The sequence below is a fragment of the Microbacterium sp. genome, assembly GCF_036823965.1.
Taxonomy (GTDB): Bacteria; Actinomycetota; Actinomycetes; order Actinomycetales; family Microbacteriaceae; genus Microbacterium.
Genome location: NZ_DAITBE010000006.1, coordinates 176755 through 201442, shown reverse-complemented (window position 1 = coordinate 201442; position 24688 = coordinate 176755). Strand labels below are relative to the sequence as shown.

Genomic DNA, 24688 nt, shown 5'->3' with positions numbered 1-24688 from the left:
GGACCCCGCGGATGATGATCAGTGCTCGAGGAGCAGCGCCGAGGTGCGCGGCGTGAGCACGGAGTCGAGCACGACGCACGCCGCTCCGACCGCCCCGACGTCGTCGCCCATCACGGTGCCATCCACCGGGATCGTGCGGATCGCCCTGGTCGCACTCAATCGGTCCAGCCGACCCGGCAGCTCTTGGAGATAGACCTCGGAGAGCCGGGACCAGAACGGACCCCCGAGCACCACCCTGTCCACATCGAGCATGTTCGTCAGCACCGCGACGAGCACGGCGAGGTTGGCAGCCGCCTGCCTGAGCACGCGCTCTGCTGCAGCATCCCCCGCAGCCGCGCGCTCGCACAGCTGCGCGAGCCGAACATCGACGACCTCTGCATCGCCTGTCTCCCGATCATCGGGGAACACCCCTGCCTGCTCCGCCTGCTCGACGATCGCCTGCGGCGTGCACACCACCTCGACGCAGCCGCGAGAGCCGCACAGGCACGACGGGCCGTCCGGATCGACGATGATGTGCCCGATCTCACCGAGGTTGCGCGAACTCCCGCGGATGACGTCGCCATCCCTCGCCACTGCGGCGCCGATCCCGGTGCCCAGATAGACGAACACGAAGGAGTCATCGGGCGAGCCGTTGCTCGTCCACAGCTCGCCGACGGCTGCGGCGGTCGTGTCCTTCTCGAGTGTGACCTCGAGACCGGTCGCCTCAGCCAGCACGGCCTGCAGGGGAACGCGGTGCCAGCCGTGCAGCTTGGGTGGATCGATGACGGTGCCCCGTTCCGCGTCGAGGGGACCTGGAGCCGCGACGCCGACACCGGCGATGCGCGACCGGTCGATCCCGGCCCCGTCGATCAGCGCCTCGATCGTGGCGGCCATCGCATCGACGATCCGGCGGGGGTCGGCGGATGACGTGCGCGTCGTCAGCCGCCGCACCACGGTGCCGGCGAGGTCGAGCAGGACGAAGGTCATCACGGAGGGGTCGAGGTGCACGCCGATCGAGTAGCGGCTCTCGGCGATCAGGCGCAGTGTCACGCGCGGCTTGCCCGGCCCGTTGATCGTGCGTCCGGCTTCCTCGATCAGATGATCGGTCAGCAACCGCCGCGTGATGTTGGTGACGGTCTGCGCTGAGAGACCGGTCGCCCCGACCAGCTCGGTTCTGCTCAGGCCGGAACCCGAACGTCTGATCGATTCGAGGATGACGGACTGGTTGAAGTCCCCCATTCGAGGAAGGTTGGTCCCGCGGCGCATTCCCATGGCCCAATCCTCCCCCATCCGTCCATGAAACTGTCCCCCAAAATACCTACAGACAGCGTTTGATCGACCGAGCAGAATAAAGAAGACGCTTCGCGTTCGGCTGTTCTCTCTCTCACAGGGTAGAGAGACGAAGAACGGCCACCAGCGGTCAGTTTTCGGGTAACTGCACCGCATGGCGAGGGGCTGGCGGCTTCGCCGCCCCTCGCCCACTCTCACCACCTCGACTCCGGCCACCTCCCTCGGCCGGAGCCGCGGCGAGGTGCCTGAGTTCAGGCGCCCGTGACCTCGCGCTCGATCTCGTGGAACAGGTCGACGTCGTCGTCGTCACGGGACGACCGCGAGCCTGCTCGTCCGACCACGGTGACGGCGACTCTCGGATCGCTCGACGATCGGATGATCAGACGCCCGGCGCGAGCCGAACGAAGCACGACGGCCAACTCGTCCCTGATCGCCTCCCGCCGCTCTTCTTCGACGCCCTCGAGTCCGCTCTCATCGAACACCGTCACCACGACGCCGCGCCGACGGGCGTCCTCGATCGCGTCGCGCACATCGTCGTTGAGCAGATCGGCGCCGCGCAGCTCATCACGCAGCCGGCCCTCGGCGAGTCTGGCCTGCAGGCGCTCCTCTTCATCGAGTCCGCCGCGCGAGGCGACGACACGGCCGAGCACCGGGCCGGCGACCGCCAGCGCGAACTGCGTGCGCACCCGGCGCTCGCGCTGACGCACCAGCTGCGTCGCGTGCCAGGCCGAGACGGCCTGCTGGATCTCGGCGAGGCGGGCGGTGTCGCGGATCGCGCGGTCCCAGAAGAACACGAGCAGACGCGCGATCACGAGCCACATGATGGATCCGACGAGCCCGAGGTTCAGTGCCACGCCGATGCCGAGGTACGCGGATGAGGTCGCGACCAGCATGACCAGGGTGCCCCACCCGATCCAGAAGCGTCGACGGACGATGCACACGACGCCGAGCAGACCGATGCCGCCGATGTACGACGTCGCGAACGGGGCCGTCCGCGACGCAGGGTCCATCGACAGCGTCGCGAGGGCCGGGATGACGGCGCTGGCGACCAGCGACAGCCAGGCCACCCACATCGGCATCTTCGCCGAGGTGGCAGAGCCCCACAGCGTCGCGACGAGGATGACGGCGAGCAGCAGCACGATGGATGCGACCATCAGCAGCGGCGAGGTCGGCTGCACGACCCACCACATGGAGCGCGCGGCGAAGTACACCGCGAAGCCGACGGCGAGCGAGGTGGCGACACTGCGGACGGTGCGGTTCATGCGCGCTCCCATCCGAGCGTCACGGTCGTGCCGTCAGGGCCCGAGTCGATGTCGGCGGTGCCGGCGACACCCGCCATGCGAGCGATGATCGAGGCGCGGATGCCGAGACGGTCCTCGCCGATCGCGTCGATGTCGAATCCCGGCCCGGTGTCTGAGATCGTCACCACGATGCCCTCGTCGCCGTGCGCGGTGGCGCTGATGTGCAGCCCTCGGCCCTGTGCGTGGGAAACCGCGTTGCCGATCGCCTGTCGCGCAGCCAGCACGAGCGCACGCGCGGCGCGCCCTGGAATGAGTCCGACGCCGCCGCCCTCCTCGACCAGCGCATCCGCACCGAGCTCCGACAGCGCGCGACGCAGCTCCGCGACGATCTGTGCGATGCCGACCGGTTCGTCGCTGCCCTCCTGTGCGACAGCGGCCTCGGTGTTCGCCAATCGCGTCAGCGCCTCCCTGGCCATCGCCACGGCGAGCTCACGCGCGCGCTCGCTCTCGGCACGCTCAGCGGCGATCAGGGCCGCGAGCACGCTGTCGTGCATCAGTGCGGACATCGCGATCCGCTCCTCCTCCGCTGCCGCAGCGGCCGCGGCGGACGCGTAGGAGGCCACTGCGCGACCCCTGGCGTCATCGACGCCGGAGGCGACGGAGCGGAACATCCACCCGAGCGAGATGATGACGATGCCGAGGATGAGGGTGAACGACACGTCGAATGCCGTGGTGACCCAGAACTCATTCGTGAACCCGCCCTGCACGAGCCGGACGTACCCGTACACGAACGGCATCGCGACGGCCCAGGCGAACTGGATGCGGATCGGGAACGCGAGCATCGCGGCGACGACGCCGACGTTGACGAGGAAGAAGATCCAGGGCTGATCGCCGGCGACACCGGGCGACACGACGACCGGCCACGCGGCGAGCGCCAGCAGGAACGCGATCGCGAACGATCCGGACGCGATGCGGACTCCGCGACCGACCACGCAGGCGATGAGCATCGCCACCAATGGGACGTTGACGAACACCACGACGATGATGTGCGCGACATCGGTGCGCGACATCGCGCCGAGTGCGGCGAGGAAGGCCTGGGTGCCGAACACGGCCGACCCGATCGCGACGACCGTCGCCAGGATGCGCTCCATGCGCTTTCCCGTGAAGCGCTCGAACTCGGTCTCAGCGGTACCAGGGGAAGGGATCTTGCTCCAGGCCTCGCGGATGCTGAGCGAGTCAGTGGCCACTCGGGTCCCCGTCCGTCTCCACGATGCCGTCCTCCATCGCCCGCCGCAGCAGGTCGACCTTGGTCGGTGCGGGACGCCCGACCTCGACGTACTTCACGCGGATGCGGGTGATGTTCTCCTTCGCGGTGGAGTACGCGACCCCGAGCCGCTCAGCGACGGCCTTGAGCGGCAGACCGGTCGCATACAGCCGCAGCACCTCGCGCTCACGCGTCGACAGCTGGGCGTCGGCGAAATCGCGGTCGCCGTCGACGGCGCTCGCCCACTCGACGTTGTTGAGCGCCTCGCCGCCGGCGACCGTTCGGATCGCGTCGAGCACGTCATCGAGCGCCGAGGACTTGCTGACCACGCCGGCCGCGCCTGCGGACAGGGCCTCGCGGACGGCGGCCGGTCGGTCGGCGACGCTGTGGATCACGACGCTCGCGCCGTCGTTGACGAGCCGGGTGACGTTCTCGGTGACCGTCGATCCATCGCCGAGCGTCAGGTCGAGGACCACGACCTCAGCGGGGGCGCCACCGGTGGTCGAACGCCATTCGAGGTAGGAACTCACCGAGCTTCCGGAGAAGACGACCGTCTGCGAGTCGCGCGCGAACGCCGCCTCAAGACCGAGGCGAACGGACTCGTGATCATCGATGAGGGCGACCGTGCTCATCCGCCCAGCCTAGTGAGTCGACCGCCCCCAGCGGTGCCTTGACGTCGCCGGGCGTCAGCGCGTCAGCAGCGCGATGACCTCGAAGTGGTGCGAATGCGGGAACAGGTCGAACGCACGCAGCGTCTTCACCTGCCAGCCGAGCCCGCGGAAGGTGCCGAGGTCTCGCGCCAGCGCCACGGGATCGCAGGCGACGTAGGCGATCGCCTCGGGTGAGAGTGCATGCACGCCCTCCACGACCGTGCGTCCGGCGCCGGCGCGCGGCGGGTCGAGGACGACGGCACCGGTGCCCGTTCGATCGGTGACGCCGTGCAGGAAGCGATCGACGCGAGCGGTGACGGCCGAGATGTCGAGCGGGGCGAGATTCGCCTGCGCATGCTGGGTGGCGCGCTTGCTCGACTCGACGCTGACGATCTTCTCGCCGCCGAGGTCGGCGAGCGTCGCCGCGAAGAGGCCGACGCCGCCGTAGAGGTCGTAGTGGGTCGATCCGGCTTCCACGTGGCCGTCGAGCACGCCGTAGACGGCACCGTCGAGCACCGACGCCGCTCGCGGGTGCACCTGCCAGAAGCCGCTCGCATCGACCTGGAATCGGCGGTCGCCGACGATCTCCTCGATCACCTCGGGTGCCGGGCGCCGACCGCCGTGCCCTCGGACGGGCTTCGCGCTGTCCTCGCGGCGGATGACGCGCACCTCGCCGTCAGCGGGCTCGACGAGTTCGATCCGTCCGGCTTCCGCACCGCGCAGCGCCAGTGCGGCTGCGGCGACTGCTGGACGTGCGAGCGGATGACTCGACACCGGGATCACGCGGTGACTGCGTGCCGCGAACGGGCCGACGTTGCCTGCGTCGTCGACGTGCAGGGTGACGCGGGTGCGCCAGCCGAGACCGTCACCGGACTCGACGGCCTCGATCTCCGGTGTCTCGAGTCCACCGCCGGCGAACCGGTCGAAGGCTTCGGCGAGGACCTGCTTCTTCAGCGCGCGCTGGTGCGAGAGCTCGATGTGTCCGAGGTCGGCGCCGCCTGGACGCTGCGCCGGGTCGCGCGAGACGTCGGCCTCGGGCCAGATGTGCGGGCGACGATGCGGCGAGGCATCGAGCACCTCGATGGTCTCAGCGCGCCAGAAGCTGCGGGACTCGGCCGCCTCGTCCTGCGGGTCGATCAGGCGCGCGCGCACGCGCTCACCGGGGATCGCGTCAGACACGAACACCACGCGCCCCTCATGGCGCGCGACGAACGTGCCACCGTGCGCGATTCCGGTGATGTCGAGTTCGAGCACGTCAGCAGGGGAGGAAGTCATCCTTCGAGGATACGGTGGTGCACATGCGCGTCTGCCTGGCCTCCACCTCCCCCGCCCGCCTGATGCTGCTCCGGCAGGCGGGAATCGAACCGCTCACGATGTCTCCGGACGTCGACGAGGATGCCGTCGCGGCCGCCGCTGCCGTGGCGACCGGCGCCGAGCTGGCCCCTGCCGAGCTCGTCCTGCTGCTCGCGCGGGCCAAGGCGGCCGACGTCGCGCACCGCCTCGCGGCCGCAGGCGAGTTCGACGGGATCGTGATCGGCGGCGACTCGATGTTCGCGCTGCACGGGCGCGTGTACGGTAAGCCGCACACGGCAGCGGAGGCGACGCGACGCTGGCAGGAGATGCGCGGCGCCACCGGCATCCTGCACTCCGGGCACTCGGTGTTCCTGGTCTCCCCCGGTGCCGACCCGGTCGAGGCCACAGCGACGGCGGAAGCATCCGTCACATTCGCGGACGACGTGAGCGATCAGGAGCTCGCCGCCTACATCGCCTCCGGCGAGCCGCTGCACGTCGCGGGCGCCTTCACGGTCGACAGTCTCGGCGGCGCGTTCATCACGCGCGTGGAGGGCGATCCCTCGACGGTCGTGGGCATGTCGCTGTCGACGATCCGTCGGCTCGTCGCGGATCTCGGCGTCACCTGGACGGACCTCTGGACGCCCCACCTCCTGCCCTCCGCCTCGTAGGGTCTGCGCGACGTTTCGGCGTCTTTCTTGTGGAGAGTCGTCAAATGGAACGCGAGGCTTCTCGCTAGGCTGGCAACCATGCCTGCTATCGCCAAGGTGCTCATCGCCAACCGCGGCGAGATCGCCGTCCGCATCATCCGTGCCGCTCGTGACTCCGGGATCGCCTCGGTCGCCGTCTACGCCGACCAGGACCGCGACGCCCTGCACACGCGCCTTGCCGACGAGGCCTTCGCGCTCGACGGCTCGACCAGCGCCGAGACCTATCTGCAGATCGAGAAGATCCTGTCGGTCGCCCGTCGCGCCGGTGCCGACGCCGTGCACCCCGGCTACGGGTTCCTCGCCGAGAACGCCGAGTTCGCTCGCGCAGTGATCGGTGCGGGGATGACATGGATCGGCCCGTCGCCCGATGCCATCGAGTCGCTCGGCGACAAGGTGACAGCCCGTCACGTCGCCGAGAAGGTGGGCGCACCGCTCGCCCCCGGCACCCCTGGTCCGGTCGAGACCGCCGAGGAGGTCGTCGCCTTCGCGAAGGAGTTCGGCCTGCCGATCGCCATCAAGGCGGCGTACGGCGGCGGCGGGCGAGGGCTCAAGGTCGCCCGTGAGCTCGACGAGGTCGCCGAGCTGTTCGAGTCCGCGACCCGTGAGGCCGTCGCAGCCTTCGGTCGCGGCGAGTGCTTCGTGGAGAAGTACCTCGACAAGCCGCGGCACGTCGAGACCCAGTGCCTGGCGGATGCCGAGGGCAACGTCGTCGTCATCTCGACGCGCGACTGCTCCCTGCAGCGCCGTCACCAGAAGCTCGTCGAGGAGGCGCCGGCGCCGTTCCTGACGGACGAGCAGAACGACCTGCTGTACAGCGCGTCGAAGGCCATCCTCAAGGAGGTCGGCTACGTCGGCGCCGGCACCTGCGAGTTCCTGATCGGCGCAGACGGCACGGTCTCGTTCCTCGAGGTCAACACGCGCCTGCAGGTCGAGCACCCGGTCTCTGAAGAGGTCACCGGCATCGATCTGGTCCGCGAGCAGTTCCGCATCGCAGCCGGCGGCACGATCGACTACGACGATCCGAAGCCGCAGGGCCACTCCTTCGAGTTCCGCATCAACGGCGAGGACCCGGGCCGCGGCTTCCTTCCCCAGCCCGGTCCGGTGCACGTGTTCAAGACCTTCGGCGGTCCAGGCATCCGCCTCGACTCCGGCGTGACCGCCGGAGACGAGGTCTCCGGCGCCTTCGACTCGCTGCTCGCGAAGATCATCGTCACGGGCAAGAGCCGTGAAGAGGCGCTCGAGCGGTCCCGCCGTGCGCTCGACGAGTTCGAGGTCGCGGGCCTCCCCACCGTGCTCCCGTTCCACCGCAAGGTCGTGCGCGACCCCGCGTTCACCGCTGAGAACGGTACCTTCGGCATCTTCACCCGCTGGATCGAGACCGAGTTCGAGAACGACATCCCCGCGTGGGACGGCGAGCTCGAGGCCCCGTCCGCCGCCGGGGGCCGTCACACGGTCGTCGTCGAGGTCGCAGGCAAGCGTCTCGAAGTCAGCCTGCCCGATCGCGTTGCGGTCGCCGCCGGCACCGCGGGACGCCCGGCAGCCGTACCGCCGTCGCGTCGCAGCCACGCCACCACCGCGAATGCCGGTGCATCCGGCGACGCCGTGAAGTCGCCCATGCAGGCGACGGTCGTCAAGGTCGCCGTCGAGGACGGCCAGCAGGTCGTCAAGGGCGACCTCGTCGTCGTGCTCGAGGCGATGAAGATGGAGCAGCCGCTGCAGGCGCACAAGGACGGCGTCGTCGGCAACATCAACGCGGATGCCGGCGCCACGGTCTCCGCAGGACACCAGCTGCTCACGATCAGCTGAGCTCAGGACCCTTCGACGGGCTCAGGGACCCAGGCAGGGTCAGGGACCGGGCCCGCAGATTCCAGGCGACGAAACGGCGCCCCACCGAGGTGGGGCGCCGTTCGCGTTGCACCGATGCGTCAGGAGATGTACCCCAGGTGCATCGCACGACTGGCGTCGGTGATGCTGCTCGACAGCGACGGATACGCGGCGAAGACGCGCGAGACCTGGTCGACCGTCAGGCGACGCTCGACCGCGACCGCGATCGGGTAGATGAGCTCCGACGCCTTGGGCGCGACGATCACGCCGCCGATCACGGTGCCAGACCCCTTGCGGGCGATGATCTTGACGAAGCCGTCCTTGATGCCCATCATCTTGGCCCGCGGGTTGGCAGCCAGCGGGAGCTTGTAGACGAGCCCGTCCGCGATGCCGTCCTCGACGTCCTTCTCGGAGTAGCCGACCGTCGCGATCTCGGGGGCGGTGAAGATGTTCGAGGTGATCTTGATCAGCTCGAGCGGGATCACGATGTCACCCAGCGCATGGAACACCGCAGTGCGCCCCTGCATGGAAGCCACGGATGCCAGCGGGAAGAAGTTCGTGCAGTCGCCGACCGCGTAGACGTTGGGAACCGAGGTGCGGGCGACCTTGTTGACGCGGACGTGCCCTGACTCGTCGAGTTCGACGCCTGCCTCCTCGAGACCGATGCCAGCCGTGTTCGGGATCGAACCGACCGCCATCAGGCAGTGGCTGCCTTCGACCGTCCGACCGTCCGAGAGGGTCACGACGACCCCGTCCTTGTCGGCCTTCACCTTGTCGGCTCTGGACTTCGAGAGCACCTGCATGCCGCCGCGCTTGAAGACCTTCTCCAGGACGCTCGCGGCATCCTTGTCCTCGCCGGGAAGCACCTGCTCGCGGCTGGAGATCAGTGTCACCTTGGCGCCGAGGTTCATGTAGGCCGAGGCGAACTCGGCACCCGTGACGCCCGACCCGACCACGATGAGGTGCTCTGGGAGCGCCTTCATGTCGTACAGCTGCGTCCAGGTGAGGATCCGCTTGCCGTCCGGCTTGGCGGAGTCGAGCTCGCGCGGCGAGGCACCGACCGCGACGATGATCGTGTCGGCCTCGATGCGGTCGAAATCGGTGCCGCCCTGGCCGGTCGACACCACGATCGCCGTCGGTCCCTCGAGACGGCCATGACCGGAGAGGATCCGCACACCGGCCTCGAGGAGCGTCGCGCGCATGTCCTCCGACTGCTGGCCCGCGAGCGCCACCAGGCGCTTGTTCACGGCGGCGAGGTTGATCGCGATCTCGGGCTTGAGCGGCTTGCCGTTCTCGCCCTTGGCGTAGAAGTTGACGCCGAGGTCGCTCGCCTCGGAGATCGCGACAGCGGCATCCGCCGTGGCGATCAGGCTCTTGGAGGGCACGACATCGGTCAGCACGGCCGATCCGCCGACGCCGACGCGCTCGACCAGGGTGACTTCGGCACCCAGCTGGGCGGCTGCGAGAGCCGCCTCGTAACCGCCGGGACCGCCGCCGAGGACGGCGACGCGCTGAGTGCGCTCGAAAGTGGTTGAAGACATGGAATCCATTCTCGCGCAATCCTGGCACCGGAGCCTGCACCTTCCTAGAGTGGATCCATGCCCGAGACACACAGCAACCCCCTCGACGACCCCACTGCGAACCCCTTCGAGGTGGCCCAGCAGGCCGCCGCGGACATCGCCCGCCTGACCGGCGTCGAGCAGCACGACATCGCCCTCACCCTCGGCAGCGGCTGGGGCAAGGCCGCCGACATCATCGGCGAGACCGTCGCCACGATCCCTGCCACCGAGGTCACCGGCTTCTCGAAGCCCGCCCTGGAGGGGCACGTCGGCACCCTGCGCAGCATCCGCACACCCGACGGCAAGCACGTCCTGGTGATCGGCGCCCGCACGCACTACTACGAGGCCCACGGCGTGCGTCGTGTCGTGCACAGCGTCCGCACGGCCGCCGCCACCGGAGCGAAGACCATGGTGCTCACGAACGGTGCCGGCGGCATCCGCGAGACCTGGACGCCCGGACAGCCGGTGCTGATCAGCGACCACATCAACCTGACTACGGACTCGCCGCTCGAGGGCGCGACGTTCATCGACCTCACCGACCTGTACTCGAAGCGGCTGCGCGACATCGCCCGCGGCATCGACCCGAGCCTCGACGAGGGCGTCTACACGCAGTTCCGCGGCCCGCACTACGAGACTCCGGCCGAGGTGCAGATGGCGAAGGCCATCGGCGGGCACATCGTCGGCATGTCGACCGCACTCGAAGCGATCGCCGCCCGGGAGGCCGGCATGGAGATCCTCGGGTTCTCGCTCATCACGAACCTCGCTGCCGGCATCCAGCAGACGCCGCTCAGCCACGCAGAGGTGATCGAAGCCGGTCGTGAGGCGGAGCCGGTGATCTCGGCACTGCTCGCCCGAGTGGTCGAGGCGCTGTGAGCGAGGAGCTGCTCACCCAGGCGCGTGCCTGGCTGCGCCAGGACCCAGACCACGAGACGCGCGACGAGCTCGCCGGGCTCATCACCCGCACCGCCGGCGGCGATGCCGCGGCAGCCGCAGATCTGGCCGATCGCTTCCGGACCAGGCTGGCCTTCGGCACCGCCGGGCTCCGCGGCGAACTCGGTGCCGGCAGCAACCGCATGAACCGGGTCCTGGTCGCGCAGGCCGCAGCCGGCTTCGCCGCGTACCTGCGCGAGCGTGCCGGTGACGCAACGCCGACCGTGGTCATCGGCTACGACGGACGCCGCAACTCGCGTGTCTTCGCGACCGACTCGGCCGAGCTGTTCGCCGGCGCCGGTCTCCGTGCGATCCTGCTCCCCCGTCTGCTGCCCACCCCTGTCCTCGCCTTCGCGGTACGGCACCTCGGCGCGGATGCCGGAGTGATGGTGACGGCGAGCCACAACCCGCCGAACGACAACGGCTACAAGGTGTACCTGGGCGGGGCCGACCACGGTTCGCAGATCGTCGCACCGGCGGATGCCGAGATCGCGGCGCACATCGCCCGCATCGCCGACTCCGGGTCCGTCGCGGCCCTCCCCCGCTCGACCGCGTACGAGACGGCCGGCGGTGACGTCGTGCAGGCCTACGTCACCGCGACCGCAGCCGTCGCTCCCGCAGCCGCGAGTGCGTCCGGCCTCCGCTGGGTGTACACGGCGATGCACGGCGTCGGCTGGGACACGCTCTCGAGCATCCTGCGGGCGGCGGGCTACCCGCAGCCCGCAGTGGTCGACCAGCAGCTGCGACCGGATGCCACGTTCCGCACCGTGTCGTTCCCGAACCCGGAGGAGCCGGGCGCGATGGACCTGTCGATCGCCCGGGCCAAGCGCGCCAGAGCCGACTTCATCCTCGCGAACGATCCCGACGCCGACCGCCTCGCGGTCGCCGTGCCCGATGAGACAGCCGCCGACGGATGGCGACGCCTCACCGGCAACGAGGTCGGCCTGCTGCTCGGAGCCCGCGCGGCACGCGCCGCCGAGGGCACGCCGGGTGCCTCGCTCGCGTGCTCCCTCGTCTCGTCGCCTGGCCTCGCTGCCGTCGCAGCGCACCACGGGCTGGACTTCCACGAGACGCTGACCGGCTTCAAGTGGATCTCGCGTGCGCCGGGTATGGTCTTCGGCTTCGAGGAGGCGCTCGGCTACCTCGTGAATCCCGAGACCGTGCGCGACAAGGACGGCATCTCTGCTGCCGTCGCGATCCTCGGCCTCGCGGCAGACGCGCACGAGCGCGGCGAGACCCTCTCGACGCTGCTCGCCGAGCTCGGCGACACCTACGGCCACTTCGCGAGCGGCCAGGTGTCGGTGCGTGTCGACGACCTGTCGATCATCGGCACCGTGATGGCGTCGCTGCGCGCCACCCCGCCCGCGCAGATCGGCGAGCGAACGATCGACTCGACCGAGGATCTGCTCCAGGCCGCGCCCGGCACCCCGTCCGGCGATGTGCTCCGGTATCGGCTGTCGGACGGCTCGCGCGTGATCGTGCGTCCGAGCGGCACGGAGCCCAAGCTCAAGGTCTACATCGACGCGAAGGGCGACGACGCGGCACTGGCGGGCGCTGCGGTCGCCGAGCTCGAGGCCGGAGTGCGGGCGCTGCTCGACGAGCGGTCCTGACCTCGGCATCCTCCGCTGTCGGCGGCGCTGGATCTGTCCTCCGCGCCGCCGATAGCATCGGAGCATGGCCCACAGACGCGTGATCATCAGCGCCCACAACGGCGTGCATGCCAGGCCGGTCGCCGAACTGGTGCGGGTCGTGCAGGCGCATCCGAACCCGGTGACGCTGCGAACCGCGTCAGGAGCGTCAGTCGATCTCAGCAGCGTGCTCGCGCTGATGGACCTCGGGCTGGAGCGCGGCGATGCTGTGGTGCTCGAGACGGCCGACTCGGCCGCTGCTGCTGCCGTGCTCGATGCATTGGCCGAGGTTCTCGACCCGAGCTGATCGCCCTCTGCAGTCGATGACGCTCAGCCGTCGATGACGGCGACGAGCTCGTCGAGGAACGACTCGAAGCTGGACGCTCGGCGCACGATGCGCTGCACACTGTCGCGTTCGCTGAACACCTCGACGAGCTGCTCGAACACGGTCTGGAAGGCGGCGCGGTCGCTCTCGCTGAACGCGGCGAGCGCGACCACCTGCACTCGACCGTCTCCCCACGCTGCTGAGCCGTCGGCCACGCCGATCGCGATCGCCGTCCTGGTGGCGGTCATCTGCAGCGCGTGCGGCACCGCGAGCGCATCGGTGAATGCGGTCGACGACATCTGCTCGCGGGCGATCGTGTTCTCGATGTAGTCCTCGCCGATCAGGCCGGCGCGCACCAGCCGGTCGCCGAGCAGCCTGATGATCGCCTCTTCGCCCCGGTCCGGCAGCGGCGAGATGAACGCGTCGGCCTGGAAGTACCGGGCGAGCTCCCCGCGGAGGCGGGTGAGCCGGCGGGCCCGGCGCAGACGGCCGGCGGCGGACTGGACGCGGTCGACGTCGGCATCGGTGAGGAACGGCTGGATGCGCACGAAACGGTCGCCGGAGATGCCGGGTTCGATCGTGCTGAGCACCAGGTCGGTGTCGAACGACGACCAGTCGGGGTCGACGTTCGTGACCACGCTGGTGACCTCGATCGCCGACCCGAGCGAGCGGTCCACGCTCGATCGCAGCAGTTCGTGCAGCTCGTAGTACCCGGGGCAGACGATCGTCGCGGTCAGGATCGACTCGGCTTTGCGGCTGCGCTCGAGGCGCCCGCCGACGTGCATCGCGATATACGCGATCTCATCGTCGTGGATGGGCGCGCCGAGGCGGTCGTGCAACCCGCTCGCGATGGAGACGGCGACCTCGAAGATCATCGGGTAGGAGGTCTTCAGCGAGCGGGTGAGCGGGTTGCGCGTCAGTCCGCTCTCCTCAGCCCGGCGCAGCAGGTTCTGCACGTGCAGGGCGAGACGGAGGATGAACGTCTCGTCGACCAGGTCGACCTGGTAGTCCTCGGCCGCGCGTCGGATCACCGCCCGCACCGCGGCATCCACCGCGGGGTCGACGCTGCTGCGCGCGACGTCGCCGCTCGCGTCCTCGCCGGGCGCGACGATGCGGGTGAGCACGAGCGAAGCCAGGTGGCCGCTGTCGCCCTCCCCCAGGCTGACGGCGAAGTGCTCGCCGGCGAGGCGGGCGATCACCGCCCCGACTCTGGGGATCTCGGGCCGCGCACCGACCGGCCCTGATTCGAGCGCATGCCCTGAGGCCACGCGGTCCGCCGCGATCGCGATGTGCAGGAGCACGTCCGAGATCGCGAGCTCGTTGACGAAGTATCCGAGGGCGCCGAGCTCACGCACGAGCGCGGACTTGAACGGGGCGACGGCGTGCGGCGCCACCGCGCTGCCCTGGAGCGCGCGGCGGAACGTCTCGGGGTGGAAGGAGGCGGCATCCATCTCGTCGTGCGCGAGCCGGCTCAGCAGGCGGCGTTGCGCGCCCTCGTTGCCGCGGAGCCGCACGACCTCCCTGTCGCGATCGAGCGTGAGGTCGGTGCCGTCGAGCAGCCCGCGCACCCTGGCCAGGTCGGCCTCGAGCGTCGCCTCGCTCACATGCAGCCTGGCGGCGGTCTCGAAGACATCGATCCCGGCCGGCTCGTCGAGCAGGGTGCGAACGAGTCCATGCAGTCGATCGCGCGGCGCGGACTCTCCGGACTGGCGGGAGCGCAGCGCATCCCGCGCGGCTGCACCGGCTCGGTAGCCGGCCGGACCGGACTCGACGACGACCCCCTCGCTCGTGCGGGCGTTCAGCGCGGCGACGTAACTGCGGATGCTGCGCGGCGTCACCCCGAGCAGATCGGCGAGGGTGCCGGCGGTCTCCCACGACTTCCGGCGGAGGAGGTGGGCGAGGAGTTGGTCCTGGCGCTGGCGCGACATGATCCCTCCTGCTTCTCCGCGTGCTGACTGCACTGTCTCGACGTCTCTCCATGATGTCAGGTAGCGGGACCCGGTGCGCGGAAGCCGAGGTTCCGCAGGGGCGGAAAGGAACCTGGTGGTGACCGCACGGCAACTCTCACAGACTGTTCTCAGGAAGGTTGGAATCGATGAAGATCCTTGTGGTGTGCGGCGCCGGTGCGTCCAGCACGTTCGTCGCTCAGCGACTCCGCCGTGCCGCAGAGCACGCCGGTCTCGCCTGGGACGCCTCGGCAGGGATGGAGACCTCCGTCGTCGAAGGCGGCCAGGATCTCGTGCTCATCGGTCCGCATCTCGCCGAGCGGATCTCCGCGATCCGAAGCATGGTGAGCGTGCCAGTGGCCCTCCTTCCCGACGACGTCTTCGCCGACCGGGACGGTGAGCGCACGCTTGCGCTCGCCCGCACGCTGCTCACCGACACCCCAGACGCTTCTCACCGACAGAACCTCTCGGAAGGAACATCATGACCGCCACTCGCACCGTCCGCATCGGCTCATCGCACGGACTGCACGCCCGTCCAGCGAAACTGTTCGCACAGGCAGCCAAGGAGTCAGGGGTCGCCGTCACGGTCGCCAAGGACTCCGGCAAGCCGGTCAACGCCGCCAGCATCCTCGGCGTCATCGCCCTGGCCATCGAGCACGGCGACTATGTGACGCTGACCGCGGAGGGCGACAACGCGGAGGGCGTGCTCGACACGCTCACCGAGCTCCTCACCACCGATCACGATCAGGATGCCGCAGGATGAGCACCCTCCGTGGAGTGGGCATCGGTCTGGGCGTCGCCCAGGGACCGGTCGTCCGCATGACCGAGGCGTCACCCGCCCCCGACCAGACCCCGAGCACGCTGAGCGCCGATGACGAGCGTGCCCGTGTCCGCGAGGCCGTCACGGTCGTCGCACAGGAGCTGAACGACCGCGGTGCCGCGGCCGGCGGCTCGGCGCAGGAGGTGCTCGAGGCGCAGGCCATGATCGCCGAGGACCCGACCCTCCAGGACGAGGTCGACACCCGGCTCGACGCCGGCGCGACCGCAGAATGGGCGGTGCACGATTCCTTCGCGGGCTTCCGCGCGACGCTCGAGGCCGTCGGCGGCTACCTCGGCGAACGCGCTGCCGACCTCGACGACATCGCGCAGCGCGTGCTCGCACGTCTTCGTGGCGTCGAGGCTCCAGGCGTGCCGAACCCGGGGCATCCGTTCGTGCTGGTCGCCCGCGACCTCGCGCCGGCCGACACCGCCCTGCTCGACCTCGACCAGGTGCTCGCGCTGATCACCGTCGACGGCGGCCCGACCTCCCACACCGCGATCCTCGCCAGGGAGAAGGGCATCGTCGCGATCGTCGGCGCCGTCGAGGCGACCGGACTCGAGACCGGACAGACCGTCATCGTCGACGCAGCGGCCGGTGTCGTCACGATCGACCCGAGCGCCGACGAGAAGGACCGCGCAGCCCAGCGCTCCGCCGCGCGCCTGGCCGCTGATGCCGCACCACTCACTCCCGGCGCCCTCGCAGACGGCACGCCGATCCCGTTGCTGGCGAACCTGGGGAAGCCGGCTGACGCCGCGGACGCCGTCGCGCGCGGGGCCGAGGGCGTCGGGCTGTTCCGCACGGAGTTCCTGTTCCTCTCGGCACAGCAGGCACCGACGGTCAGCCAGCAGCGCGAGTCGTACCGTGAGCTCCTCGCCGCGTTCCCCGGCCAGAAGGTCGTCGTGCGCATGCTCGACGCCGGTGCGGACAAGCCGCTCGCCTTCCTGAACGACGCGCACGAGGAGAACCCGGCGCTGGGCCTGCGCGGACTCCGTGCGCTGCGCGCCAGCGAGGACATCCTCCGCGAGCAGCTGACGGCACTCGCCGAGGCGGATGCCGCGACCGAGGCAGACCTGTGGGTCATGGCCCCGATGGTCACCACGGTCGAGGAGACCGAGTACTTCACCACGCTCGCGCGCGAATACGGGTTGAAGACGGCTGGCGTCATGGTCGAGGTGCCGGCGAGCGCGCTGCTCGCTGATCGTGTGCTCGCGCACGCGGACTTCGCCTCGATCGGCACGAACGATCTGACGCAGTACACGATGGCGGCCGACCGGATGCTCGGTTCGGTCGCCGGATTCCAGGACCCGTGGCATCCGGCGGTCCTGCGCCTCGTGCGCGAGGTCGGTGCAGCCGGTGCCCGCGTCGGCAAGCCGATCGGCATCTGCGGCGAGGCTGCGGCCGATCCGCTGCTCGCCGTGGTCCTGGTCGGCCTCGGCGCCACGAGCCTGTCGATGGCTCCGGCCGCCCTCGCCGATGTTCGACTCGCGCTCTCCCAGCGCACCCTCGACGAGGCCCGCAGCCTCGCCGAGTCCGCACTGGCGGCGGACGACGCCGCCGGTGCACGCCAGGCCGCTGCGGAAGCAGCAGCGGCCCTCCCCCTTCACCAGAAAGAGACGACATCATGACGACGACGTCACCAGCCGCCACGAAGTCCGGCGGCCTCCGAACGGGCGTGCAGCGTTTCGGCACGTTCCTCTCCGGCATGATCATGCCCAACATTCCCGCACTGATCGCGTGGGGCATCATCACCGCGTTCTTCATTCCGGTCGGCTGGACCCCGAACGAACAGCTCGCGACCCTGGTCGGCCCGATCATCCACTACCTGCTGCCGATCGTCATCGCCTACACGGGTGGCACGATCGTCTACAAGACCCGAGGCGGCGTCGTCGCAGCCATCGCAGTCATGGGTGCCATCGCGGGTTCCGACTACCTGATCGCTCAGGTGAACGCGACGCTGCCCGCCGACAACCAGCTGGGGCAGATCCACATGTTCATCGGCGCGATGATCATGGCGCCACTGGCCGCCTACACGATGAAGTGGCTCGACTCGCTGTGGGACGGCAAGATCAAAGCGGGCTTCGAGATGCTCGTGAACATGTTCTCGGCGGGCATCTGGGGCTTCGTTCTCGTCGTCATCGGCTTCTACCCGGTTGCATGGCTCGTCAACGGACTGATGAACATCCTGTCCACTGCGGTGAACTGGCTCGTCGAGACGAACCTCCTCCCGCTGACGAGCATCCTGATCGAGCCGGCCAAGGTCTTCTTCCTCAACAACGCCATCAACCACGGCGTGCTCACGCCTCTGGGTACGCAGCAGGCAGCGGAGAGCGGCAAGTCGATCCTCTTCCTGCTCGAAGCCAACCCCGGCCCCGGCCTCGGTCTGCTTCTCGCGTTCACCATCTTCGGCATCGGCGCTGCGCGCGCTTCGGCGCCTGGCGCCGCTGTCATCCAGTTCGTCGGCGGCATCCACGAGGTCTACTTCCCCTTCGCGCTGATGAAGCCCGTCCTGATCGTCGCGCTGATCGCCGGAGGTATGACCGGTGTGACGACGAACATGCTCTTCGGAACCGGGCTGATCGCACCAGCTGCGCCTGGCAGCATCATCGCTGTGCTCGGACAGACGTTCCGCACCGACTACCTGGGAGTGATCCTCTCCGTCATCCTGTCTGCCGCGGTCACCTTCATCATCTCGATGGTGATCCTCCGGGCGAGCCGCAAGAAGGATTTGGCCAAGGAAGACGCCTTCGCCGCGGCCGTCGCTCAGACTGAAGCGAACAAGGGGAAGTCCTCGGATGCGCTCAGTGGACTGGCTGCGAAGGCGGCTGCGCCGACGACGACGACGATCGACCGTCGCATCGAGAACGTCGTGTTCGCCTGCGACGCCGGCATGGGGTCCTCCGCCATGGGTGCGAGCGTGCTCCGCAACAAGTTCAAGAAGGCTGGTGTCGACGGCGTGACCGTCACCAACCAGGCCATCGCGAACCTCGACGGCACGGCCGATCTCGTGATCACGCAGCAGCAGCTGACGGATCGCGCGAAAGCTCAGTCGCCGAACTCGATCCACGTCTCCGTCGACAACTTCATGAACTCTCCGAAGTACGAAGAGGTCGTCGAGATGGTGCGCGAGCAGCACGACAGCGGCGCGGCGAGCACCGACGCGTGATAGACCCGGTGGGGCGGATGCCACGGCATCCGCCCCACCGCCACATCCTCAGAAAGGAAACACCATGAGCGTTCTCACCCTCGGCCAGGTCCGTATCCACTCCGGCAGCAGCACGCAGGAGGCGGCACTGCAGGAGGCCACCGACATCCTCGTCACGGCAGGTGCGGTCACCCCGGCCTACGTCGACGCGATGCGCCAGCGGGAGGAGACCGTCTCGACCTACATGGGCAACGGCCTCGCGATCCCGCACGGCACCAACGACACCAAGGACGCGATCCTCGCCTCGGCGCTCTCCGTCGTGCGCTACGACGGCGGCGTGGACTGGGCGGGCGAGCAGGCGACCTTCGTGATCGGCATCGCCGGCCGCGGCGACGAGCACCTCGAGATCCTGTCGCAGATCGCGATCCTCTTCTCGGATGACGACGATGTCGCGAAGCTCAACGCCGCGCAGACCCCCGACGAGCTCTACGCACTGCTGTCTGCGGTGAACGACTGATGAAGGCGGTCCATTTCGGCGCCGGCAACATCGGGCGCGGATTCGTCGGGCTGCTGCTGCACGAGGGGGGCTACGAGGTCGTGTTCTCCGACGTCGCCGATGCGCTCGTCGATGCGATCAACGCGGCCGACTCGTACACCGTGCACGAGGCAGGACCCGGCGGTGTCGATCACGTCGTGACCGGCTTCCGCGCGGTCAACAGCCGCACCGACCCGGACGCGCTGACGCAGGAGATCGCGACGGCGGATGTCGTCACGACCGCGGTCGGACCGACCGTGCTGCGCTTCGTCGCCCCGGCGATCGTGGCTGGACTCGCCCAGCGCTCCCCCGAGGCCGCTCCCCTGCAGGTCATGGCCTGCGAGAACGCGATCGGCGCGACCGACCTGCTCCGCACCGAGATCGAGGCGGCGGCAGGGGCGGATGCTGCGACGATCCTGTCGCGCGCTGTGTTCGCGAACACCGCCGTCGACCGCATCGTCCCGGCGCAGGCTCCCGGTGGCGGCGTCGATGTGACGGTGGAGCCGTACTTCGAGTGGGCGATCGAGTCGACGCCCTTCGGCGGCACGCTGCCGAACATCCCCGGCGCCCACTTCGTCGACTCGCTCGGCCCCTTCATCGAGCGCAAGCTTTTCACGGTCAACACGGGTCACGCCGCGGCGGCCTACTTCGGCGCGCAGCGCGGCATCGAGCGGATCTCGGACGCCCTGGCCGACGGCGAGGTCGCCGCGCGCGTCACCGCCGCGCTCGAGGAGACCTCGGCTGTGCTGGTGGCGACGCACGGGCTCGACCCCGACGACCTGGCGCAGTACCGGGCCACGATCCTCGAGCGGTTCCGCAACCCCGAGCTCGTCGACACCGTGCAGCGCGTCGGCCGGCAGCCGCTGCGCAAGATCTCCCGCAACGAGCGCTTCGTCGGGCCGGCCGCGATGGCAGCCGAGCGCGGGCTCTCCTCGACCGCGCTGGTCGCCGCGGTCGCAGCAGCGCTCGCCTTCGACGACGCCGAGGACGAGCAGTCCGTCGAGCTGCAGCAGCTGCTGCGCTCCGAGGATGCCGTCGCGTTCACCACCCGCACGACGGGGCTCGACCCGGAGCATCCGCTGTTCGCCGCCGTGCGCGACGCCGTGCAGGAGCGTCAGGACGCCATCGCCGCAGCCTGACCCGGCACCGCTCAACACGCCCCCGCGCACCCGATACGATCGGTGCGCGGGGGCGTTTTCGAGCACATCGACGTGCGGGAGCAGCATGAACACATATGCCGTGATCGGCGCAGGTCCGTCAGGACTCGCAGCGGTGCGCGCCCTCACGAAGCGCGGCATCGGCGTCGACGGCTACGAGGCCTCGCACGGCGTCGGCGGCCTCTGGGACATCTCGAACCAGCGCAGCACCATGTACGAGTCGGCGCACCTGATCTCCTCGCGGACCACGACGGAGTTCACCGAGTTCCCGATGCGCTCGGCCGTCGACTACCCGGGCCACCGGGTGCTGCTGGAGTACTTCCACGAGTACGCCGAGCACTTCGGGCTCACCGAGCACTTCCGGTTCGACACCAAGGTCACGCGTCTCGAGCCGAGGGACGGCGGCTGGGATCTCACGGCGACCGGCCCCGACGGCGAGCGGACACGGTGGTATCCGGGCGTCGTGCTCGCCAACGGCACGCTCGCCGAGCCGAACGTGCCGTCGTTCCCCGGATCCTTCTCCGGCGAGCTCATGCACACGAGCGCATACACCTCCCCCACGCAGCTGACCGGCAAGCGGGTGCTTTTGATCGGCGCCGGCAACTCGGGGTGCGACATCGCGGTGGATGCGGTGCACCACGCGGCATCCGTCGACATGAGCGTGCGGCGCGGCTACTACTTCGTGCCCCGATACCTGTTCGGCAGACCCAGCGACACACTCAACCAGGGCCGTCCGCTGCCGGCTCGCATCAAACAGGCGGTCGACAGCCGCGTGCTGCGCGCCTTCACCGGAGACCCGGTGCGATTCGGCTTCCCGAAGCCGGACCACCGCATCTACGAATCGCACCCGATCGTGAACACCCAGGTGCTGAACCACCTCGGGCAGGGCGATCTGCGCATCCGCGCCGATGTCGATCGATTCGACGGCGAGACGGTGCGGTTCCGCGACGGCACGGCCGACGACTACGACCTGGTGCTGCTGGCCACCGGGTACACGCTCGACTACCCGTTCGTCGATCGCTCGCACCTGGCCTGGCGGCGCGCAGCCCCTCGCCTGTTCCTCAACGTGTTCCCCGCCTCGTTCAACGGACTGTTCGTGATGGGCATGATCGAGGCATCCGGCATCGGCTGGCAGGGACGCTTCGAGCAGGCCGAGCTGCTCGCCACATACCTGGCGGCGGTCGAGCTCGACCCGGATGCCGCGGCGCGGTTCCGCACGCGCGTGACCGGCTCACCATGGCCGGACGTCACCGGCGGGTACCACTACCTCGGACTGGACCGGATGGCGTACTACGTGAACAAGGATGCCTATCGCAGCGCTGTGCGGCACGAGCAGCAGCAGTTGACGACGTAGCCTGGAGACATGCAGAAGAAGCGCGGCCGGCGCGTACTCCGGTGGATCCTGGGAAGCCTTGCGCTCGTGCTGGTGCTCGCGGTCGGCGGCGTCCTGATCTGGAGTCAGGTCGGCGTGATGCAGGCCGAGCCCGCGCCGCTCGCATCGGTGCGGGACAACCCCGAGATCTCGGTCGAGGATGCGGCTGAGGGCATCGTGCTGACGCCGTCCGACGGCGACTCCGAGCTCGGGCTCGTGTTCGTCCCCGGCGCGAAAGTCGACCCGTGGGCGTACGCGGCGATCCTGCAGGGGCTGGTCGAGGACGGCGTCACGGTCGTGATCACTCGGCCGTGGCTGAACCTCGCATTCTTCGACCTGCGCGGGCTGGATTCGTTCACCTCCGCAGCTCCCGATATCGAGACCTGGGCCGTCGGCGGGCACTCGCTGGGTGGCGTGCGCGCCTGCCAGCTCGCTGCCGACGCTGATGCGCTCGTGCTCTTCGGCTCGTACTGCGCGACCGACGTGTCGGACTCCGACCTCGCGGTGCTCAGCATCGCGGGTTCGGAGGACGGCCTGTCGACGCCTGAGAAGATCGCCGCGGCCAGGGACCTCCTGCCGGCCGATGCCGAGCTCGTCGAGATCGCCGGAGCCTCCCACGCCTCATTCGGCGACTACGGTCCCCAGGCCGGGGACGGCACCCCGACGATCTCCGCCGACGAGATGCACGCCACCGTCACCGGGCTCCTCGACGACTTCGTGGCGCAGCAGCTGGCCACGCGCTGATCCCAGGACCGGGTTCAGCGCATCAGCCGATGCGCTTGATCAGCGATTCCAGCCCCATGCCGTAGTCGATGCGCACGACCGGGAGCGCGAGCTTGTCCGTGCCGATCTGCACGGTGCCGGGCTCGATCGTGCGGGCCATCTCGAAGCCTGCCTGAGCCACGCCCTGCTTCGCGGTGTCGTTGAAGTGGCCGAAGGGATAGGCCATCACCTCCCGGACGCCGAGGATGTCACCGGAGGCGTTCAGGTCGGCGGCGATCTGGTCGGCGGTCCAGTTGACCATCCGCCCCTTGCCGTTGTCTCCTGCCTGGTGCATGTCGTTCGTGTGGGACCGACGGAGCACGTACAGCGACGGCGGCGGATCCTGCCGGTACGCCGTGATCATGAACGACGTCGTCAGCACCTTGTACTTGTCGACGATCGGCACCGCGAGGTCGAACCAGGTCTGATCCGCGTCGTCATCCGTGACGATGACGGACCGTGCGGGGAGGAACAGCCGGCCGTCGATGAAGGCACTCAGCTCATCCCAGGTCGGCAGGTAGAAACCGGTGGTCGCGATGTGGTTCATCTGGGCGTCGAAGTCGCCGATGTACGCGTAGTTGCCGCGGAGCCACCCCTTCTCGCCCTCGGGGTTCGTCGTGAACTGGTGGTACATCAGGATCGGGATCCGCGCCGCCTCTGCGGCGTTCTGCTCCGGGGTCTTCCAGGCGCCGAAGAGCTCGACCTGCTGATCGGTGCAGACGACCGGATCAGCGCCGTTCACACGGCCCGCCGTGGTGAAGCCCTGCGCGTCGGCGGCGGTCGCGTACCAGCCGGCGAACACGAAGCCGTCGCGGCTCGGGATCGGGAGGGCCTGGTAGAGCGCGCCCTGCTGCTGCAGCATCGGCTCCTGGGCGATCCCGTCGCCCACGAACGATGCCGCGCATGCCATCGGGTCGCCCGAGTCGGCCACGAGCTGCTCCGCGGGCGAGAGCGGATGCGGGATCGGGGTCGCCTCCGCCTTCGGCACCGGCTCGGGAGGCGTCCTGTTCAGCCACAGGACGGCACCGACGCCGCCACCCACCACGATGACGGCAGCCGTCACGATCACTGCGATGACGCCCCCGCGTCGCCTCCCCCTGGCGGCCATGGTCAGATGTCGAAGCCCTCGGCGATCATCTCGACGAGCTCTTCCCGCTCCTCGACGGGGAGGAAGGCGGCGGATGCTGCGTTGAACTGGAAGGCCTCGAGGTCGTCGAGGTCGTACTCGAAGGCCTCGACGAGCAGCGCGAGTTCGCGAGTCAGTGAGGTGCCGCTCATCGTGCGGTTGTCGACGTTCACGGTGACGGAGAACCCGAGCTGGTACAGCAGGTCGAAGGGGTGGTCGGCGAGGGTCTTGCCCCACGCAGCGATCGCGCCGGTCTGCAGGTTCGACGAGGGCGACAGCTCGAGCGGGATCTCACGGTCGCGCACCCATCGGGCCAGGTCGCCGAACTGCACCTGCACCTCGTCGCCCTCCTCCGTGACGACCTGGAGGTCCTCGGCGATGCGCACGCCGTGGCCCAGTCGGAGTGCGCGACCGTCGATCAGCGCTGAGCGGATGGAGTCGGGCCCCGCGGCCTCACCGGCGTGCACGGTCACCGGGAAGAAGTTGTCTGCGAGGTAGTCGAAGGCGGCCCGGTGGTTCGACGCGGGGAATCCGTCCTCGGGGCCGGCGATGTCGAAGCCCACAGCGCCTCGGCCGCGGAAGGCGACCGCGAGCTCCGCGATCTCCAGCGAGCGGTCGGTGTGACGCATCGCCGTGATGAGCTGGCCGACGCGGATGCTGTGACCATCGCGGTCCGCTGCCTCCTCGCCCTCCTCGATGCCCTGCTGCACTGCCTCGACGGTCTGCTCGAGCGTCAGCCCACCGGTGAGGTGCTGCTCAGGGGCCCAGCGGACCTCTCCGTAGATCACACCGTCCGCAGCCAGATCCTGCACGAACTCGCGGGACACGCGGGTCAGGGCAGCTGCCGTCTGCATGACGGAGATGCTCACGTCGAAGGTCTTGAGGTACTTCACCAGCGAGCCGGAGTCGCTCTGCGAACGGAACCACTTCCCGAGCTTCGAGGCATCCGTCTCCGGCAGCTCGATGCCGGCGGCATCCGCGAGCTCGATGATGGTCGCCGGGCGCAGCGCACCGTCGAGGTGATCATGCAGCGACACCTTCGGGAGACTGCGCAGGGATGTTCCCTGGATCGTGACGTCGCCGTTCGGGTCGATCGACATGGTGGTCCTCTCAGAAGTCGTGCAGGTCGTCCCGGTGG

Annotated in this window: 22 protein-coding genes; 13 read left to right on the top strand and 9 right to left on the bottom strand. The window is 69.3% G+C overall.

The window, feature by feature from the left end; all coding sequences use genetic code 11:
- Positions 1–18: 18 nt before the first annotated feature.
- From V7Z82_RS12175 to V7Z82_RS12155, 5 genes are all read right to left on the bottom strand, one after another.
- Positions 19–1251: an ROK family protein gene (locus tag V7Z82_RS12175; protein ID WP_334151818.1), complete on the bottom strand. Its 1233-nt coding sequence runs from the start codon at positions 1249–1251 to the stop codon at positions 19–21.
- A gap of 269 nt (positions 1252–1520) precedes the next feature.
- The gene (locus tag V7Z82_RS12170; RefSeq protein WP_334151817.1) at positions 1521–2531 is read right to left on the bottom strand and encodes a hypothetical protein; all 1011 of its coding nucleotides are present in this window, start codon (positions 2529–2531) and stop codon (positions 1521–1523) included.
- Positions 2528–3757, bottom strand: coding sequence for a sensor histidine kinase (locus V7Z82_RS12165; RefSeq protein WP_334151816.1), 1230 nt, complete (start codon positions 3755–3757; stop codon positions 2528–2530). Before V7Z82_RS12165 ends, V7Z82_RS12170 begins: the two co-directional genes overlap by 4 nt.
- Complete coding sequence (locus tag V7Z82_RS12160) at positions 3747–4406, bottom strand: response regulator transcription factor (protein WP_334151815.1); 660 nt, start codon at positions 4404–4406, stop codon at positions 3747–3749. The genes V7Z82_RS12165 and V7Z82_RS12160 overlap by 11 nt, the downstream gene beginning before the upstream one ends.
- Before the next feature lie 54 nt (positions 4407–4460).
- Entirely contained in the window at positions 4461–5699 is a 1239-nt protein-coding gene (locus V7Z82_RS12155) for a class I SAM-dependent RNA methyltransferase (RefSeq protein WP_334151814.1), read from the bottom strand.
- A gap of 23 nt (positions 5700–5722) precedes the next feature.
- Here V7Z82_RS12155 and V7Z82_RS12150 point away from each other — a divergent pair, with 23 nt between their 5' ends.
- Both V7Z82_RS12150 and V7Z82_RS12145 read left to right on the top strand, forming a co-directional pair.
- Entirely contained in the window at positions 5723–6385 is a 663-nt protein-coding gene (locus tag V7Z82_RS12150) for a Maf family protein (RefSeq protein ID WP_334151884.1), read from the top strand.
- Between the two features lie 78 nt (positions 6386–6463).
- Positions 6464–8230, top strand: a complete 1767-nt coding sequence (locus tag V7Z82_RS12145) for an acetyl/propionyl/methylcrotonyl-CoA carboxylase subunit alpha (protein ID WP_334151813.1) — start codon at positions 6464–6466, stop codon at positions 8228–8230.
- 119 nt (positions 8231–8349) lie between these two features.
- Here V7Z82_RS12145 and V7Z82_RS12140 read toward each other — a convergent pair whose 3' ends face one another.
- Entirely contained in the window at positions 8350–9798 is a 1449-nt protein-coding gene (locus V7Z82_RS12140; RefSeq protein WP_334151812.1) for an NAD(P)H-quinone dehydrogenase, read from the bottom strand.
- A gap of 48 nt (positions 9799–9846) precedes the next feature.
- Here V7Z82_RS12140 and V7Z82_RS12135 point away from each other — a divergent pair, with 48 nt between their 5' ends.
- The 3 genes from V7Z82_RS12135 (at position 9847) to V7Z82_RS12125 (ending at position 12672) form a co-directional block, all read left to right on the top strand.
- Positions 9847–10680 carry a purine-nucleoside phosphorylase gene (locus V7Z82_RS12135; protein ID WP_334151811.1) on the top strand — a complete coding sequence of 278 codons (834 nt, stop codon included), beginning with the start codon at positions 9847–9849 and terminating at the stop codon, positions 10678–10680.
- Complete coding sequence (locus V7Z82_RS12130; RefSeq protein ID WP_334151810.1) at positions 10677–12347, top strand: phospho-sugar mutase; 1671 nt, start codon at positions 10677–10679, stop codon at positions 12345–12347. The genes V7Z82_RS12135 and V7Z82_RS12130 overlap by 4 nt, the downstream gene beginning before the upstream one ends.
- Positions 12348–12411: 64 nt before the next feature.
- Positions 12412–12672, top strand: a complete 261-nt coding sequence (locus V7Z82_RS12125) for an HPr family phosphocarrier protein (RefSeq protein ID WP_334151809.1) — start codon at positions 12412–12414, stop codon at positions 12670–12672.
- 23 nt (positions 12673–12695) lie between these two features.
- Here the strand turns inward: V7Z82_RS12125 and V7Z82_RS12120 are convergent, their stop codons facing one another.
- Entirely contained in the window at positions 12696–14618 is a 1923-nt protein-coding gene (locus tag V7Z82_RS12120; RefSeq protein WP_334151808.1) for a BglG family transcription antiterminator, read from the bottom strand.
- A gap of 167 nt (positions 14619–14785) precedes the next feature.
- Here V7Z82_RS12120 and V7Z82_RS12115 point away from each other — a divergent pair, with 167 nt between their 5' ends.
- The 8 genes from V7Z82_RS12115 to V7Z82_RS12080 all read left to right on the top strand — a co-directional run bounded on the left by V7Z82_RS12115 (position 14786) and on the right by V7Z82_RS12080 (position 22406).
- Positions 14786–15121 carry a PTS sugar transporter subunit IIB gene (locus tag V7Z82_RS12115; protein ID WP_334151807.1) on the top strand — a complete coding sequence of 112 codons (336 nt, stop codon included), beginning with the start codon at positions 14786–14788 and terminating at the stop codon, positions 15119–15121.
- A complete protein-coding gene (locus tag V7Z82_RS12110) occupies positions 15118–15399 on the top strand; it encodes an HPr family phosphocarrier protein (protein ID WP_334151806.1) in 282 nt (93 codons plus the stop codon). Before V7Z82_RS12115 ends, V7Z82_RS12110 begins: the two co-directional genes overlap by 4 nt.
- The gene (gene ptsP, locus V7Z82_RS12105; RefSeq protein ID WP_334151805.1) at positions 15396–17081 is read left to right on the top strand and encodes a phosphoenolpyruvate--protein phosphotransferase; all 1686 of its coding nucleotides are present in this window, start codon (positions 15396–15398) and stop codon (positions 17079–17081) included. The genes V7Z82_RS12110 and ptsP overlap by 4 nt, the downstream gene beginning before the upstream one ends.
- Positions 17078–18619 carry a PTS mannitol transporter subunit IICB gene (locus V7Z82_RS12100; RefSeq protein WP_334151804.1) on the top strand — a complete coding sequence of 514 codons (1542 nt, stop codon included), beginning with the start codon at positions 17078–17080 and terminating at the stop codon, positions 18617–18619. The genes ptsP and V7Z82_RS12100 overlap by 4 nt, the downstream gene beginning before the upstream one ends.
- A gap of 64 nt (positions 18620–18683) precedes the next feature.
- Complete coding sequence (locus V7Z82_RS12095) at positions 18684–19115, top strand: PTS sugar transporter subunit IIA (protein WP_334151803.1); 432 nt, start codon at positions 18684–18686, stop codon at positions 19113–19115.
- The gene (locus tag V7Z82_RS12090) at positions 19115–20272 is read left to right on the top strand and encodes a mannitol-1-phosphate 5-dehydrogenase (RefSeq protein ID WP_334151802.1); all 1158 of its coding nucleotides are present in this window, start codon (positions 19115–19117) and stop codon (positions 20270–20272) included. Before V7Z82_RS12095 ends, V7Z82_RS12090 begins: the two co-directional genes overlap by 1 nt.
- 85 nt (positions 20273–20357) lie before the next feature.
- Positions 20358–21644 (top strand): flavin-containing monooxygenase, encoded by a 1287-nt coding sequence (locus V7Z82_RS12085; protein WP_334151801.1) that lies wholly within the window; start codon positions 20358–20360, stop codon positions 21642–21644.
- Positions 21645–21653: 9 nt separating this feature from the next.
- Positions 21654–22406, top strand: coding sequence for an alpha/beta hydrolase (locus V7Z82_RS12080; protein WP_334151800.1), 753 nt, complete (start codon positions 21654–21656; stop codon positions 22404–22406).
- A 22-nt stretch (positions 22407–22428) separates the two neighbouring features.
- Here the strand turns inward: V7Z82_RS12080 and V7Z82_RS12075 are convergent, their stop codons facing one another.
- Positions 22429–23532, bottom strand: coding sequence for a polysaccharide deacetylase family protein (locus V7Z82_RS12075; protein ID WP_334151799.1), 1104 nt, complete (start codon positions 23530–23532; stop codon positions 22429–22431).
- 2 nt (positions 23533–23534) lie between these two features.
- A complete protein-coding gene (locus tag V7Z82_RS12070) occupies positions 23535–24650 on the bottom strand; it encodes an adenosine deaminase (protein WP_334151798.1) in 1116 nt (371 codons plus the stop codon).
- Positions 24651–24688 lie beyond the last annotated feature (38 nt).